This window comes from Streptomyces sp. NPDC042259 (genome assembly GCF_055582085.1).
Map to the genome: position 1 here is coordinate 205,636 of NZ_JBVJDW010000002.1, position 13,010 is coordinate 218,645.

Genomic DNA, 13,010 nt, shown 5'->3' on the forward strand with positions numbered 1-13,010 from the left:
CGGGCCGGGGCCTTCGCGGTCAGTGCGGGTTGGCGTCCCTGCCCTCGGTGCTCAGCAGGACGACCGTGCTGTGGCGGTCGGCGGCCAGGGCCGTCCGGCGCGCGCCCGCGCCGTCGCCGGTGAGGGCGGCGCGCAGCCCGGCCAGGGAGGCCGCCCCGCAGGGGCCGGCCGGGATGCCCAGGCCGCCGAGGTCCCGGGCGGCGCGGGCGGTGGCGTCGTCGTCGACGGCGATCGCCGCGTCCACCCCCTGGCGGAGGTACGGCCAGGCGAGCGGTGACGGCGTCCCGCAGTTGAGCCCCGTCATGATCGTGGTGCCGGTCGGCACCGTGCGGAGGGACCCGGTGGTGAGGCTTTCCAGCAGTCCGGCGGCGGTGTCGGGCTCGACCGTCAGCAGGGCCGGCGGCCGGCCCGCCGCCCCGGGCCCGGCACCGGCGCCGGACCGGTGGTGGGTGACGGCGGCCTGGGCGAGCGAGCCCACCCCGACGGGGACCGCGAGCACCCCGGCCCGCCCGGCGAAGGCGGCGCTCAGCTGCTCGTCCACTTCGGCGAACAAGGTGGCATAGCCCTCGACCACCCAGCCGGGGATCCGCTCGTAGCCCGGCCACGCGGTGTCCTGGACGACGATGTCCGCCGGGCCCGCCGCGCTGTCGCGGGCCCGCAGCACGGCCGCGTCGTAGTCGCCGGGCACCGGGACCACCTCGGCGCCCTCGGCGGCGATGGCGGCCACGGCCGTGGGGTGCACCCCGGTGGGGACGAAGATCTTCGCCGACAGGCCGAGCAGCCGCGCGAGGTGCGCCACGGCCCGGCCGTGGTTTCCGTCGGTCGCGGTCAGCAGCCTCACCGGGGACCCGCCCGCGAGGTGGTCCCGCAGGGCGCCGAAGGTCGCGGGGGCCGGACGGCCGAGGTACGCGGACACCGCCCGGTGGACCGCCCACGAGGCGCCCAGCACCTTGAAGGCGGACAGTCCCAGCCGGGCCGACTCGTCCTTGACGAACAGCCGGCCCACGCCGAGTTCCGCCGCGAGTTCGGGGACCTCGGTCAGCGGCGTGGGAGCGTACCCCGGGAGCGAGGCGTGGAAGGCACGGACCGCGTGACCGGCGGGCGGGCACGTCCAGGACCGGGCGGCGGGGTGCGCGTACCACCCCGCGCCGGTCCGGGGTGCGGGGCGGTGAGCGGGGCCGGAGGAGGTGTCGGTGTGCATGAATGCCACGGTCCCCCGGCCACCGTCCATCGGTCGAGCGAACCTTTCCGACCGATAATCATCGGAAGAACCGAATGAAAGCCGAGGACCCGATCCGTCATGTTCGACCTCCACCGGCTCCGGCTGTTGCGCGAACTCAAGCACCGGGGCACCCTCGCCGCCGTCGCCACGGCGCTCTCCTACAGCCCCTCGTCGGTCTCGCAGCAGCTGTCGGTGCTGGAGAAGGAGGTCGGCGTGCCGCTCCTGGAGCCCGTCGGCCGCCGGGTCCGGCTCACCGAACAGGCCGAGATCCTCGTCGCCCACACCGAGGCCGTGCTGGAACGGCTCGAACAGGCCCGGGCCGAGGTGGCCGCCTCGCTGACCGGTATCACCGGCACGCTGCGTCTGGCCGCGTTCCAGACCGCGGCGCTGACCCTGATCCCGTCCGCGCTGACCGGGCTGCGCGCCGCGCACCCCGCCCTGCGGGTGCACCTCACCGAGGCCGAGCCGGAGGCGGCGCTGTCGGCGCTGCGCGCACGCGATGTCGATCTGGTGGTCGCGGAGGAGTACCCGGGGCACCCGCGGCCGCGCCACCCCGAGCTGGAGGAGACGGATCTGAGCCGGGACACCCTGCGCCTGGCCGTGCCCGCCGGGACGCCGGAGGATGGTCCGGCGGGCGGGCCGGCCGGTCTGCCCTGGGTCATGGAACCGGAGGGCACGCCGGCCCGCCGGTGGGCGATGGCCCTGTGCCGCGACGTCGGCTGGGAACCGGACGTGCGGTACGTGTCCTCGGACATGCTGCTGCATCTGCGGCTCGTCGAGGAGGGGCACGCCGTGGCCCTCCTCCCCGACCTCCTGTGGTGCGGGCGGCAGCCGGCCGTGCCGCTGCGGGAACTTCCCGGCGGCCCCCGGTCGCGCCGGCTGTTCACCGTGGTGCGCGGCGGCAGCAGCCGGCATCCGGCCGTGCGGGCCTGTCGCGAGGCCCTCGCGCGGGCCGCCGGGGACCTCGGCCGGGGCGCGGGCGAGGGCTGACGCGCGTCGACTAGCCGCGCGGCAGCGGCGGCACGACCTCCTGGGGGGTGCGGGTCGGGGTGTAGGTGCCGGGCGCCTTGAGCGAGGTGGGGTTGAGGTCCTTGTGGACCGCCTTGGCGACCGCCTGGATCGTGGCGACGCCGCCGTCCATCGTGCGGTTGTCGTGCGTGAGCACCGCCATGGTGTAGTTGCGGCCGCCGCCGGTGAAGGCGCCGAGGCTGTGGACGCGCCAGCCGTGCGTCGAGCGGGACAGCCAGCCGTTCTTCACCTGGATCTTCACCGTGTCCGGCGCTCCGGCCGAGGTGCCCCAGCGCTGGGACGCGACGACCTTCCCCATCAGTTTGAGGATGTAGGCGCGCGCGGCCTCGCTGAGCACCGACGTGCCTCCGGGACGCGGCACCAGATGGTCCATCAGCTTCTGTTCGTCGTCCGCGGTGATCTGGGTGAGGCCCCAGTAGCCGCCGTCGCCGGGTACGGTCCGGCTCATCCCCGCGGCCTTGAGGAACCCCTTGACCTTGGTCGCGCCGAGCTGCTTCCACAGCGCGCTCGTGGCGTCGTTGTCGGACTTGGTGATCATCGCTGTGGCGAGGTCGGACTCACGCTCGGTCAGCCGCCGTTCCGTCTTCTTCGCGTCCCACAGCAGGGCGGCGAGGACGGTCACCTTCACGACGCTCGCGGAGTCGAACCGGTCGGCCCCGCGCAGGGTGCAGACGGTGTTCGTGCCCTGGTCGTGCAGGGAGAGCGCGGTGGTGGCGGACCGGCCGGCGAGTGCCGCGGTGATGTCCTTGGAGAGTTTGGCGGCCAGTCCCGCCTTGTCCGAGGTGCAGGTCACCTTCGGTGTCGCGGCGGCGGCCGGTGCCGCGCCGACGACCGGCGGCACGAGCACTCCCACGGCCAGGGCGGCGGACAGGGCACTGCGGGCGGACGCGGGTATTCGGTGGCGTGTCATGAACGTACACAGACCCCTCTATCGGTCGGAGCCCACCCCCCTGGTGGACTCCGACCCACATGATCCCCCCGCCGGGGCGAACGGGTGCGCGAGGGGGAACGCGGTGTTGGTCACAGCGCCCCGTCGGCGGCCCGCCCGCCGGGCGGCACGCTCCGCCCGTGCAGTTGACTGCGCGAGGTCAGGCCGAGCTTGGGGAACACCTTGTAGAGGTGGTATCCCACGGTGCGCGGGCTGAGGAAGAGTTGCGCCGCGATGTCACTGTTGCTCATGCCCTGGGCGACGAGGCGGACGATCTGCCGCTCGCGGGGCGTCAGCGCGCTCCACGCCTCGCCCGTGTCGGTACCGGGCTCCTCCAACAGCTCGCCCGCGGCGCGCAGTTCGTGCCGGGCGGTGTCCGCCCACGGTTCGGCCCCGACCAGGGAGAAGGAGGACACGGCCTGGTGCAGATGCTCCCGGGCGTCCTTGATCCGGCGCACCCGGCGCAGCCACTCCCCGTACAGCAGATGGGTGCGGCCGGTGTCGAAGGCCGACGCGGCGGGGGCTTCCAGAGCCGCGCCGAAGAGGGCGTCCGCCTCGTCGTCCGGCGCGAGGAGGGCACGGCACCGCAGCCAGGTCGCCCGGAGTTCCGGCAGCCGGGCGGGGATCGCCTGCCTCTCGAAGTCCTGGAGCGTCCGGCGCGCCTCCTCCACCTGCCCGGCGCGCAGACACGCCTCGACGAGGTCGGGCAGGACGAGCCAGCCCATCATGAAGTGTTCGGCGGGGGCGCCGGGGGTGACGACCTCCCGCAGCAGCCGGGCCGCGGTGGGGGCCTTGCGCTCGGCGAGGGCGTTGAGCCCGAGTGCCCAGTGCGAGACGGCGATCGAGGAGGCGATCCGCCGTGGCACGGAGATCGCCAGTGATGCGGCGGCGAGTTCCCGGCAGCGTTCGCTCTCGCCCCGGGCCGCGGCGATCCAGGCGAGCATGGCGCGCAGATGGGAAGCGGCCCCGAGCTGCCCGGTCTCGTCGGCGAGGAACAGCGCTTCCGTGCCGTTCGCCGTGGCCACGGTCCACTGGCCGGTGACGAGTTGCAGCGCCACGAGCGGCGCGACGGACATCGGCAGGGCACCCACCGCGCCGTTCCTGCGCAGGGTGTCGACGGCGCGCTGGTAGGCGTCGAGCGTGGTGGCGGTGTCTCCCATCAGGTGCGGCAGGAAGACCGGTGGCCATACCCAGGGTTTGGGGTCCGCGGCGGACAGCCATGCCGGGACGCGTGCGGCGGACGCCTGCGGGGTGTGGCTCCAGGGGACCGCGATGGGTGTCTCCTCCGGCGCGAGACTGCGCAGCCAGCGCAGCTGTGCCATGAAGTGGTCGCTGACCCCGCTGGTGGCGCGGTCGCTGCGGTCGAGGAGGGTGGCTATCTCGCCCAGTTGGCGCGGGGTGTTCGCCACCCACGCGGAGCGGGCGGCCATCACCAGCATCTCCCCGGCGAGCAGGGCGTCGCTCTCCAGGACCAGGCGGGCCCCGTCCATCAGGATGCGGCAGGCGATGGCCGGGTCGCTGCTGGCGTGGGTGATGGCACCGCGCACCTGGGCGGAGCGGGCCCGTAGCTCCGGGGTCGAGGTCAGGGATTCCGCTTCGTCGAGCAGCGCCGTGGCCTGCGAGGGTTCGGCGGCGGTCCAGGCGCATTCGGCGGCGTCGATCAGCCACCGGGCCCTGACCCGGGGGGAGGAGGCGAGCGCGGCGGCGCGGCGCAGCGCGCGGCTGGCGGTGGTCGCGCCGCCGGCCCGGCGGGAGCGGTCGGCGAGCGTGGCCATGAGTCCGGCGACCGTGTCGTCCGTACCGATGGTGGCGGCCGCCAGGTGCCAGACCCTTCGTTCGTCCTCCTCGTCCATGGCGTGGGCCAGCGCGAGGTGCGCGGCACGGCGTTCGGTGAGGGAGGCCGCCTGGTAGATGGCGGACCGGATCAGCGGGTGGGTGAAGAGGACCCGCTGCTCGCCGAGGTCGATCAGCCCGGCCGCGGCCGCGGCGGACAGTCCGGCGATCGCCGCGTCCGGGTCGCCTCCGGCGCGGAGGATCGCGGCGAGGTCCCCGTCGTTCTCGACCGCCGCCAGCAGGAGTACCTCGCTGTAGCGGGTCGGGAGTTCCGCCCGTCGGCCGTGGTAGATCTGCTGCAGCCGGTCGTTGAGCGGCAGGCACTCGGGGAGCGCGGCGCTGCCGCTGAGCTGGTCGGGGTCCAGGGCGGCGGGCAGTTCGCGCAGGGCGAGGGGGTTGCCGCCCGCCTCGCTCAGCAGGCGCAGCCGCACCGAGCGGACCGCCTGCGGTGCCGAGCGTTCCAGCAGTTGTTCGGCCACGTCGGCGGGGAGCGGCCCGACGTGCAGGTCGGGGACGCCGGGTGCGTCGAAGCGCCCGGCGCCGGTGCGGATGGCGAAGACCATGGCCAGGCCCTCCGCCTCGAGCCGGCGGGCCACGAAGACCAGGGCCTCGGCGGAGGCCGGGTCCAGCCAGTGCGCGTCGTCGACGAGCACCAGTGCGGGGGCCTCCTCGCAGGCGTCCGACAGCAGCGTCAGTACGGCCAGGGCCACCAGGAAGCGGTCCGCCGAGGTGCTCTCCAGGCCGAACACCGCGCGCAGCGCCGCGGCCTGGGGCGCCGGGATGCGGTCCAGGCCGGACAGCAGGGGCCGGAGCACCTGGTGCAGCCCGGCGAAGGGCAGCTCGACCTCGCTCTCGACGCCGACCGCGCGCAGCACCCGCATGTCCGGTTGCGCGGCGCTCACCAGGTCGTCGAGCAGCGTGCTCTTGCCGATGCCCGCCGGGCCGCGTACGACCAGGGCACGGCTGTGCCCCGCGCGCGCGTCGTCCAGCAGGGCCGCCAGCTCGCTTCGTTCCCGCTCCCGCCCCAGGACCATGAGATCGGGGCTCCCTTCGTCAGTTCACCAGTCGCGCGACTGATGCCCGAGCGGCCGCGCTCGTGCATCATGCCCGCGTCACTGGTCATGACGATCACCGGGTGGCCCGCGTTCCCCGGCCGCCGCAGGTCGTGTGTCGGATGCGGGCCGCCGGCGTGCCCGCCGATACTGCGAGTACGGCTCCCGCCGGGTTACCGCCGGTCCGCCCTCGCCTGCCGGGCCGGGGTTCCGGAACCCCCCATCACACCCCCCGTCCGGACCTGGCGGGAGCCGTCCACGCGGGGGCATCCCCGAGTCGACGACAATATGGTCCGGGTATGCCGGTATTGTCGTGGTGATGCAGCGGCGGTCGTCACGTGAAAATCCGGAACCGCGGCGCGGGCCTGATCATCAAACATGGACGGAACACCCGCTCATGTCCTTCGGGGCAGCACCATCATCCGGAGAGATGTGATGACCCAATCGTCCGACGGCCCCCCGCCGTCCCCGAGCCGCCGCCCCGGGCGCCGTGCCAGACGCTGGATCCTCGCGCTGACCGCCGTCGCCACGCTCGGGCTGGTCGCGTGGCCCGTCCTCGACCACTTCGACATCCCTCCGTTCACGGACAAGGGCGACCCCATCAGCTTCAGCGAGGGTCAGGTCGGGGCGCGGGCGGCGAACGCCGAGACGCTGATGCCGACCGGGCCCGAGGCGAGGTTCACCGTCGAGAGCACCGTCGACGACGGGACGAAGATCGCCAAGACGACCCTGCACGGCCCGAAGTCCGGCTTCACCGGCGACGTCTGGGTATGGGCGCCCCGGCAGTACCTGCACGACGCGAAGTACGCCCGGAGCGGCTTCCCCGTCCTCGTCGCCCTGCCCGGCGGCCCGGGCTGGCCGAACAACTACTGGATGGAGACCAAGCGCGAGCTCCAGTCCTCCCTCGCCACGTGGTCGAAGGAAGGCAAGAGCCTGCCCTTCATCCTGGCCATGCCGGTCCTGAACCCGGACAAGAAGCACTACTACGACGGCAGTGACATCCCCGGCCAGGCGAAGATGGGCACCTGGCTGACCGAGGACGTCCCCGATCTGGTCAAGCGGAACTTCCGGACGCTGAAGTCGCGTGACGGCTGGGCGTTCATGGGCTCCTCCTCCGGCGGCTTCGCGAGCCTGAAGTCCGTCCTCGCGTACCCGGACCGCTTCAAGGCCGTCATCGCCTCCGGCCCCGACATCGTGCCGGACTCCCCGCTGTGGGCCGGCCACCCGAAGGAGAAGCAGCGGAACAACCCGCAGAAGCTGGCCCAGGAACTGATCGACCGGAAGGGCCCGGACGTCTACCTGGCCTTCCAGGTCGGCACCGCGGAACCGCCCAAGCGTCTGAAGGACATCCAGAAGTTCCGGGCCCGCTACGGCAAGGGCCCGGTCCACACCAGTCTCCGGGTGATCGAGGGCGGCAAGCACAACGCCCGCACCTACGTCCCGAACCTGGGCAAGGGGCCGATCCAGTGGATCAGTGAGCACATGCGGGGCCCGACGGCCGCGCCGTAGGCCGTGTCCGGCGATCTTCGGCTACCGGCCGTCTTTGCCGCCTGCGGCGGCGGGCGCCCTGCGGGCGCGTCCTCAATCGCCGGACGGGCTGATTTTGGCCGGGCTCAGTCACTCAAGCCCGTCCGGCGTTTGAGGACAGAGCACAGCAGCCCGTCCGGCGTTTGAGGACAGAGCACAGCAGCCCGTCCGGCGCTTGAGCACCCCGCCATCGATTTCCCGCCCTCGACCGTCGTGATCGAGTCAAATCGGCCACCGGTCGTGGGCAACCGGCGAACCGATGCCCCCTCACCCGCGTTGATCGGCAGACGGTCCGGACGCGGGACGGAAGGGGAAGTGCCCATGGGGATGCTGGTCAGGGGACGTCGGGGAGCGGTCACCGCCGCGCTGGCCGCGGCGCTGGGCATGGGGGCGCTGCCGACGGCTGCGTGGGCCGCACCCGGGGTAGGGGACGGGCCCGGCGGGGCGGGCAGGACGGGCAGGAGCGCCCCCCGCGACGACGGCTGGCGCGGGGAGGGGCTGGAGCTCAACGCCACCGACAACCGTGCCGTGGACGCCTTCCTCACACAGGCCCGGGAGGCGGAGAAGGAGATCAGCCCGCGGGTGCGGGCGGCGGCCGTCCTCAGCCAGGCCGAGCTGGTCGGGTTCGACCAGCGCCTGAAATCCCCGGACTCGTTGAAGCGCAAGGTCGCCACCTCGATGAAGGAAACCCCGGGGCAGACCGTCAACCAGGCCCTGGACACCATGAAGGACTCGGTGCGCTACACCTTGCAGTGGCCCGACGGGAAGTACACCTCCGGTGTCTCCCTCGCCGCGTCCCTGCTGTCCGCGTGGGGCGACGACGCCGTGAAGTGGTCCAACACCTGGGACCGGCCCAAGGGCTACAAGGGCATCAACTCCGCCTGGCGCGAGCCGCGGTGGGGGCACGCGTACGAGGTGCAGTTCCACACCCCGGCCAGCAAGAAGGCGCAGCTGGACACCCACAGGATCTACGAGGAGCAGCGGCTGCCGGGCACCCCGCCGGAGCGGGCGAAGGAGCTCCAGGCCCAGCAGGACGCGATCTTCGCGGCCGTGCCCGTGCCCGCCGGTGCGGCGGAACTCTCCGGCCCGCGCCCGAAGGCACCCACCGGCCTCCCCCAGCCGGTGCCGGCCGTGGCACCCGCCCTGCCGGCGGCCGCGCCGAAGCAGCCCGTCGGCTGACGGCCACCCGGCGCGCGCGGCGGTGGGCGGCCGTCCCCGGTCAGTTGTCGCCCACCGCGGTGACCAGCACCGACCCGATGATGACCATACGGTGTGTCAGTTCGTCGAGCTGCTTCCGCTCGGCGGCGGGCAGGTGCCACTCCTCCCACCACGCGACCGTCTCCTGCGTGAGCGGCTCGGGACGCTCCGCCTCCCACGACTCGTACAACCGGGTCGCGAGCGGGAGGACGGGCCGGGCCTGGTCGGCATAGGCGGCGAGCAGCGCCGTCATATAGCTGCCGGGCAGATAGGCGTACCACTGGGCGACGAGCTGGTCGGCGAGGTTGGCCGCGTCCTGGAGCCACAGCACGTGCTGGGTCACCCACCCCTGCGGGTCCTGGCTCGCGGGCATGCCGGGCAGCAGACGCTGCTCCAGTGCCGCGCGGTGGGAGAAGAACGCCTGGCCCAAGGCGCGCTCGTCACCACTGGGGGTCCAGGTGCCCTGGTGCAGGGCGATCGCGGCGGCTTCGACAACATCAACGGCGTGGGTCATCCGATCACCGTACGGTGCCCGCCGGACCGCTGTGCACACACCCCCGGGTAACTCCCGGCGCGTTCGGGCACGCACCGCGCGCGGCGTCCGACGCCTGGTTCAGCCGTGCGCGGCAGGCGTGCGGCTGGCCGTGCGCCCCCGGCCGGCGGCCGCCCGCGCGAAGGCGGTGGCGTCGTGGACGGCCGCGCCGCCGGGGTCGTTGTTGAAGTAGCAGTACACCTCGGCCCTGTCGGGCCAGCTCTCGGCGATGCGCCGGACCCAGCTGTCCAGGGCCCGGCGCCCGTAGCGTGGCCACGGCTCGGCCCGGCCGCAGTGGAAGCGCGCGTATCCCCAGTCCGCCGTGCGCCACAGCGGGGTCACCGGCCGGGAGCCGTGGTCCGCCCAGCAGAGCGCGGCACCGCGGTGTTCGAGGACGGCCCGCACCTCGTCGGTCCACCACGACGCGTGCCGGGGTTCGACGGCCACCCGCGTCCCGGCGGGGAAGCAGGCGAGGGCGGTGTCCAGCAGGCCCGGGTCGGCGTGGAGCGTGGGGGGCAGTTGCAGCAGCACGGGTCCGAGCCGGTCCCCCAGCCCGGCGGCGTGCCGCATCAGCCGCGCGACCGGTTCCCCGGGGTCGCGCAGCCGCTTGATGTGTGTCAGATAGCGGCTCGCCTTGACCGCCATCACGAACCCCTCCGGCGTGCGGTCACGCCAGGCGGCGAAGGTCTCCGGCGTGGGGAGCCGGTAGAAGGCGTTGTTGTTCTCCACGGTGGTGAAGCCCCGGGCGTACTCCTCGAGCCACAGGCGCTGCGGCAGCCCGGCCGGGTAGAGGCCGCCGCTCCAGTCCTTGTACTGCCATCCCGAGGTGCCGACGAGAAGGGGCATGAGTGATCCCTGCCCCGGCGGACGGCGGTCGTCACGGATAATTCCGGCACGGATCGAGCGATGGGGAGTTGATGGTGTCGTGAACTGCGTCTTCTGCGCGATCGTGGCGGGCGAGCAGCCCGGTCACCGGGTTTTCGAGGACGGGACGGCGGTGGCGTTCCTGGATGTGCGGCCGCTGTTCCCCGGTCATGTCCTGGTCGTGCCGAGGCTGCATGTGGAGACCCTCACCGATCTGCCGGCCGAGGACGTGGGGCCGTTCTTCACCCGGGTGCGGCTGATCGCCGGGGCGGTGGAGCGGGGCATGGGCGCCGCCGGGTCGTTCGTGGCCGCGAACAACCGGGTCAGCCAGTCCGTGCCGCATTTTCATGTTCACGTCGTGCCGCGCAACCGCAAGGACGGTCTGCGGGGCTTTTTCTGGCCGCGGACGCGGTACGCCACGGACGGGGAGGCGGCGGAGGCGGCGGCGCGGGTGCGGGCGGCGCTGCCCGGGGGGAGCCCCGGCTGAACCGGGGCGACGGTGCCGGCCCGCCATCGCATGGACTATTGGGCCGAATGTGAGGATATTGGACGTATAGCGTCTCTCGTTCCGTTTCCCTTGTCTTCCGGGGCCGGACCGGGCCCGGGCCGGAGGTGGATGATGCGATTCGTCGACCGGGAGGACGCCGGGCAGCACCTGGCGGAGCGGCTGGAGTATCTGCGTGGAGACCATCCGGTCGTGCTCGGCCTGCCGCGCGGGGGCGTCCCCGTGGCCTTCGAGGTCGCCCGGGCCCTGGGCGCCCCGCTCGATGTGATCCTCGTCCGCAAGCTCGGCGTGCCCTACCACCGGGAACTCGGCTTCGGCGCCATCGGCGAGGGGGGCGTACGCGTCGTGCGGGACGACATCGTCCGCATGAGCGGGGTCGAGGAGGAGGACCTCGCCGAGGTCCAGCGGAGCGAGCAGGCGGAACTCGTCCGGCGCGCGGAACGCTTCCGCGGCGGACGGCCGCGCGTACCGCTGGAGGGCCGCACGGCGGTGATCGTCGACGACGGCATCGCCACCGGTTCGACGGCGTCGGCCGCCTGCCGGGTGGTGCGGGCCCAGGGCGCCGCCCGGGTGGTGCTGGCCGTGCCCGTCGCACCCCCGGACGCGGTGGTGGCGCTCGGCGGTGAGGCCGACGAGCTGGTCTGTCTCTCGACACCGGCGGGCTTCTCCGCGGTCGGCGAGTGGTACCGGGACTTCTCCCAGACCTCGGACGACGAAGTCGTCGAACTGCTGCGGCGCAGCACGGCGGAGCGGCCCGGGAACCCGGGGCCGGGCGGTGCGCGGGCCGTGTCCGGCCCGGTGGAGATCCCGGTGGACGACGGCCGCGTCACCCTCGCCGGTGATCTGGACCTGCCGGCCGGCGCTCCCGGTCTCGTCGTCTTCGCGCACGGCAGCGGCAGCAGCCGGCTGAGTCCCCGCAACCGCGCGGTGGCGGACGTCCTCGGCGGGGCGGGGCTGGGCACGCTCCTCTTCGATCTCCTGACCCCCGCCGAGGAGCGGGACCGGGCGAACGTGTTCGCCGTGGAACCCCTGGCCCGGAGGCTGACGGAGGTGACACGGTGGCTGCGCCGCGAGTCGCCCGGCCCCACTCCCCCGCCCCTTGGTTACTTCGGGGCGAGTACGGGTGCGGCCGCGGCGCTGTGGGCGGCGGCCGACGCGGCGGCGGCCGGGACGGACATCGCCGCGGTGGTCTCCCGGGGCGGCCGCCCCGATCTCGCCGGGCCCCGGCTGCCGGAGGTCACGGCGCCGACCCTGCTGGTGGTCGGCGGCCGGGACGAGACCGTGCTCGAACTCAACCGGCGGGCCGCGGAGCTGTTGACGTGCGAGAGACAACTGGCGGTCGTACCGGGCGCCACCCATCTCTTCGAGGAACCGGGAACGCTGGACACCGTCGCGGAACTCGCCCGCGACTGGTTCACCGCCCATCTGGGCGGGCGACACCGGCACCCGCCCCGACCCACCGCGTCGGGCCCCTGACCGGGCCCGCGGGAAGCGACCGATTCAACGCACACACGGGAAGTGATCGCCATGGAGACGATCGTCGACTGCGCCATCGACATGGAGTTCCGTGAGGTCGATGCCATGACGCAGGCGGCCGTCCGGTTGCGCCTCCACGACGGGACGGAGTTGATGGCACAGGGAATCGCCCACCGGCACCCGGACGACCCCGGGCAGCAGCGGGTCGGCGAGGAGGTCGCGGCCGCCCGCGCGCTGAACGGCCTGGCCCACCAGTTGCTCGACAAGGCGGGTGTCGACATCGAGGAGGTCACGCATCTGGAAACCCATCTGACGCACTGACGACGGGCCCCGACGACGGCCACCGGCCGCTGCCGGTCACGGGGCTTCGGGCGGAACCGGCTCGAACGCGGCCACGGCGTCACGCCAGGCGTCGGGCACCGGGATGGAACGGCCTTCCACCGTGTTGTAGGCGATCATCGCCGTCTCGCCCGCGGCCGCCACCGCGCCGTCGCCGTCGCGCCACATCAGATACGCGAAGTCGAAGGACTTCGCCCCGACGCGGGCCACGCGGATGCCCACACTGACCGGGTCGCGGAAGCGCAACGGCTGGAAGTAGGAGAGGGCGACGTGCCCGACCACGAAGCCCCGCGGACCGTCGACGTCCTCCTTCAGCACGTCGATCTGGTACGCCGCGCGGGCGCTTTCCGCCCAGCGCACGTACGCCACGCTGTTGACGTGACCGAGCATGTCGACGTCGTGGAACGGGGCGGTGAAGCGCAGCACGCAGCGGAAGTGGGACACGTCGGTGTCCAGGGGCTTGCGAGGGGTCACGCGGATCGGTCCTCCCGTCGGTCCCGCACCGG

12 protein-coding genes are annotated in these 13,010 nt (G+C 73.4%); 6 read left to right on the forward strand and 6 right to left on the reverse strand.

The features are described from left to right. Positions 1–19: 19 nt before the first annotated feature. The gene (locus tag ACZ6MA_RS06175) at positions 20–1,201 is read right to left on the reverse strand and encodes a diaminopropionate ammonia-lyase (RefSeq protein WP_469431490.1); all 1,182 of its coding nucleotides are present in this window, start codon (positions 1,199–1,201) and stop codon (positions 20–22) included. A gap of 99 nt (positions 1,202–1,300) precedes the next feature. On the opposite strand from ACZ6MA_RS06175, the gene ACZ6MA_RS06180 reads away from it, so the two are divergent. Beyond that, entirely contained in the window at positions 1,301–2,212 is a 912-nt protein-coding gene (locus tag ACZ6MA_RS06180; RefSeq protein WP_469431491.1) for a LysR substrate-binding domain-containing protein, read from the forward strand. A 10-nt stretch (positions 2,213–2,222) separates the two neighbouring features. Here ACZ6MA_RS06180 and ACZ6MA_RS06185 read toward each other — a convergent pair whose 3' ends face one another. Continuing rightward, on the reverse strand, positions 2,223–3,161 hold the full coding sequence (locus ACZ6MA_RS06185) for a serine hydrolase (RefSeq protein ID WP_469431492.1): 939 nt from the start codon (positions 3,159–3,161) through the stop codon (positions 2,223–2,225). Positions 3,162–3,271: 110 nt separating this feature from the next. Further along, positions 3,272–6,046 (reverse strand): helix-turn-helix transcriptional regulator, encoded by a 2,775-nt coding sequence (locus ACZ6MA_RS06190; RefSeq protein WP_469431494.1) that lies wholly within the window; start codon positions 6,044–6,046, stop codon positions 3,272–3,274. A gap of 453 nt (positions 6,047–6,499) precedes the next feature. Here ACZ6MA_RS06190 and ACZ6MA_RS06195 point away from each other — a divergent pair, with 453 nt between their 5' ends. After that, on the forward strand, positions 6,500–7,573 hold the full coding sequence (locus ACZ6MA_RS06195) for an alpha/beta hydrolase (protein WP_469431495.1): 1,074 nt from the start codon (positions 6,500–6,502) through the stop codon (positions 7,571–7,573). A 339-nt stretch (positions 7,574–7,912) separates the two neighbouring features. Continuing rightward, complete coding sequence (locus ACZ6MA_RS06200) at positions 7,913–8,770, forward strand: ATP nucleotide 3'-pyrophosphokinase (protein ID WP_469431496.1); 858 nt, start codon at positions 7,913–7,915, stop codon at positions 8,768–8,770. A 40-nt stretch (positions 8,771–8,810) separates the two neighbouring features. Here ACZ6MA_RS06200 and ACZ6MA_RS06205 read toward each other — a convergent pair whose 3' ends face one another. Together ACZ6MA_RS06205 and ACZ6MA_RS06210 are read right to left on the reverse strand one after the other, a co-directional pair. Then, on the reverse strand, positions 8,811–9,302 hold the full coding sequence (locus tag ACZ6MA_RS06205) for a hypothetical protein (protein WP_469431497.1): 492 nt from the start codon (positions 9,300–9,302) through the stop codon (positions 8,811–8,813). A 99-nt stretch (positions 9,303–9,401) separates the two neighbouring features. Further along, positions 9,402–10,166 carry a DUF72 domain-containing protein gene (locus ACZ6MA_RS06210; RefSeq protein WP_469431499.1) on the reverse strand — a complete coding sequence of 255 codons (765 nt, stop codon included), beginning with the start codon at positions 10,164–10,166 and terminating at the stop codon, positions 9,402–9,404. Positions 10,167–10,245: 79 nt separating this feature from the next. Here ACZ6MA_RS06210 and ACZ6MA_RS06215 point away from each other — a divergent pair, with 79 nt between their 5' ends. From ACZ6MA_RS06215 to ACZ6MA_RS06225, 3 genes are all read left to right on the forward strand, one after another. Then, positions 10,246–10,671, forward strand: coding sequence for an HIT family protein (locus tag ACZ6MA_RS06215; RefSeq protein ID WP_469431500.1), 426 nt, complete (start codon positions 10,246–10,248; stop codon positions 10,669–10,671). Positions 10,672–10,803: 132 nt separating this feature from the next. After that, entirely contained in the window at positions 10,804–12,165 is a 1,362-nt protein-coding gene (locus ACZ6MA_RS06220; protein ID WP_469432258.1) for a phosphoribosyltransferase family protein, read from the forward strand. A 51-nt stretch (positions 12,166–12,216) separates the two neighbouring features. Beyond that, a complete protein-coding gene (locus ACZ6MA_RS06225) occupies positions 12,217–12,486 on the forward strand; it encodes a DUF1876 domain-containing protein (RefSeq protein WP_469432259.1) in 270 nt (89 codons plus the stop codon). A gap of 36 nt (positions 12,487–12,522) precedes the next feature. Here the strand turns inward: ACZ6MA_RS06225 and ACZ6MA_RS06230 are convergent, their stop codons facing one another. Further along, on the reverse strand, positions 12,523–12,978 hold the full coding sequence (locus tag ACZ6MA_RS06230; protein WP_469431501.1) for an acyl-CoA thioesterase: 456 nt from the start codon (positions 12,976–12,978) through the stop codon (positions 12,523–12,525). Positions 12,979–13,010 lie beyond the last annotated feature (32 nt).

Bases quoted from the DNA above. Each gene is read 5' to 3' on its own strand.
- ACZ6MA_RS06185 (WP_469431492.1), bottom strand. From the start codon at position 3,161: ATGACACGCCACCGAATACCCGCGTCCGCCCGCAGTGCCCTGTCCGCC.
- ACZ6MA_RS06175 (WP_469431490.1), bottom strand. From the start codon at position 1,201: ATGCACACCGACACCTCCTCCGGCCCCGCTCACCGCCCCGCACCCCGG.
- ACZ6MA_RS06190 (WP_469431494.1), bottom strand. From the start codon at position 6,046: ATGGTCCTGGGGCGGGAGCGGGAACGAAGCGAGCTGGCGGCCCTGCTG.
- ACZ6MA_RS06220 (WP_469432258.1), top strand. From the start codon at position 10,804: ATGCGATTCGTCGACCGGGAGGACGCCGGGCAGCACCTGGCGGAGCGG.
- ACZ6MA_RS06200 (WP_469431496.1), top strand. From the start codon at position 7,913: ATGGGGATGCTGGTCAGGGGACGTCGGGGAGCGGTCACCGCCGCGCTG.
- ACZ6MA_RS06210 (WP_469431499.1), bottom strand. From the start codon at position 10,166: ATGCCCCTTCTCGTCGGCACCTCGGGATGGCAGTACAAGGACTGGAGC.
- ACZ6MA_RS06195 (WP_469431495.1), top strand. From the start codon at position 6,500: ATGACCCAATCGTCCGACGGCCCCCCGCCGTCCCCGAGCCGCCGCCCC.
- ACZ6MA_RS06180 (WP_469431491.1), top strand. From the start codon at position 1,301: ATGTTCGACCTCCACCGGCTCCGGCTGTTGCGCGAACTCAAGCACCGG.
- ACZ6MA_RS06225 (WP_469432259.1), top strand. From the start codon at position 12,217: ATGGAGACGATCGTCGACTGCGCCATCGACATGGAGTTCCGTGAGGTC.
- ACZ6MA_RS06205 (WP_469431497.1), bottom strand. From the start codon at position 9,302: ATGACCCACGCCGTTGATGTTGTCGAAGCCGCCGCGATCGCCCTGCAC.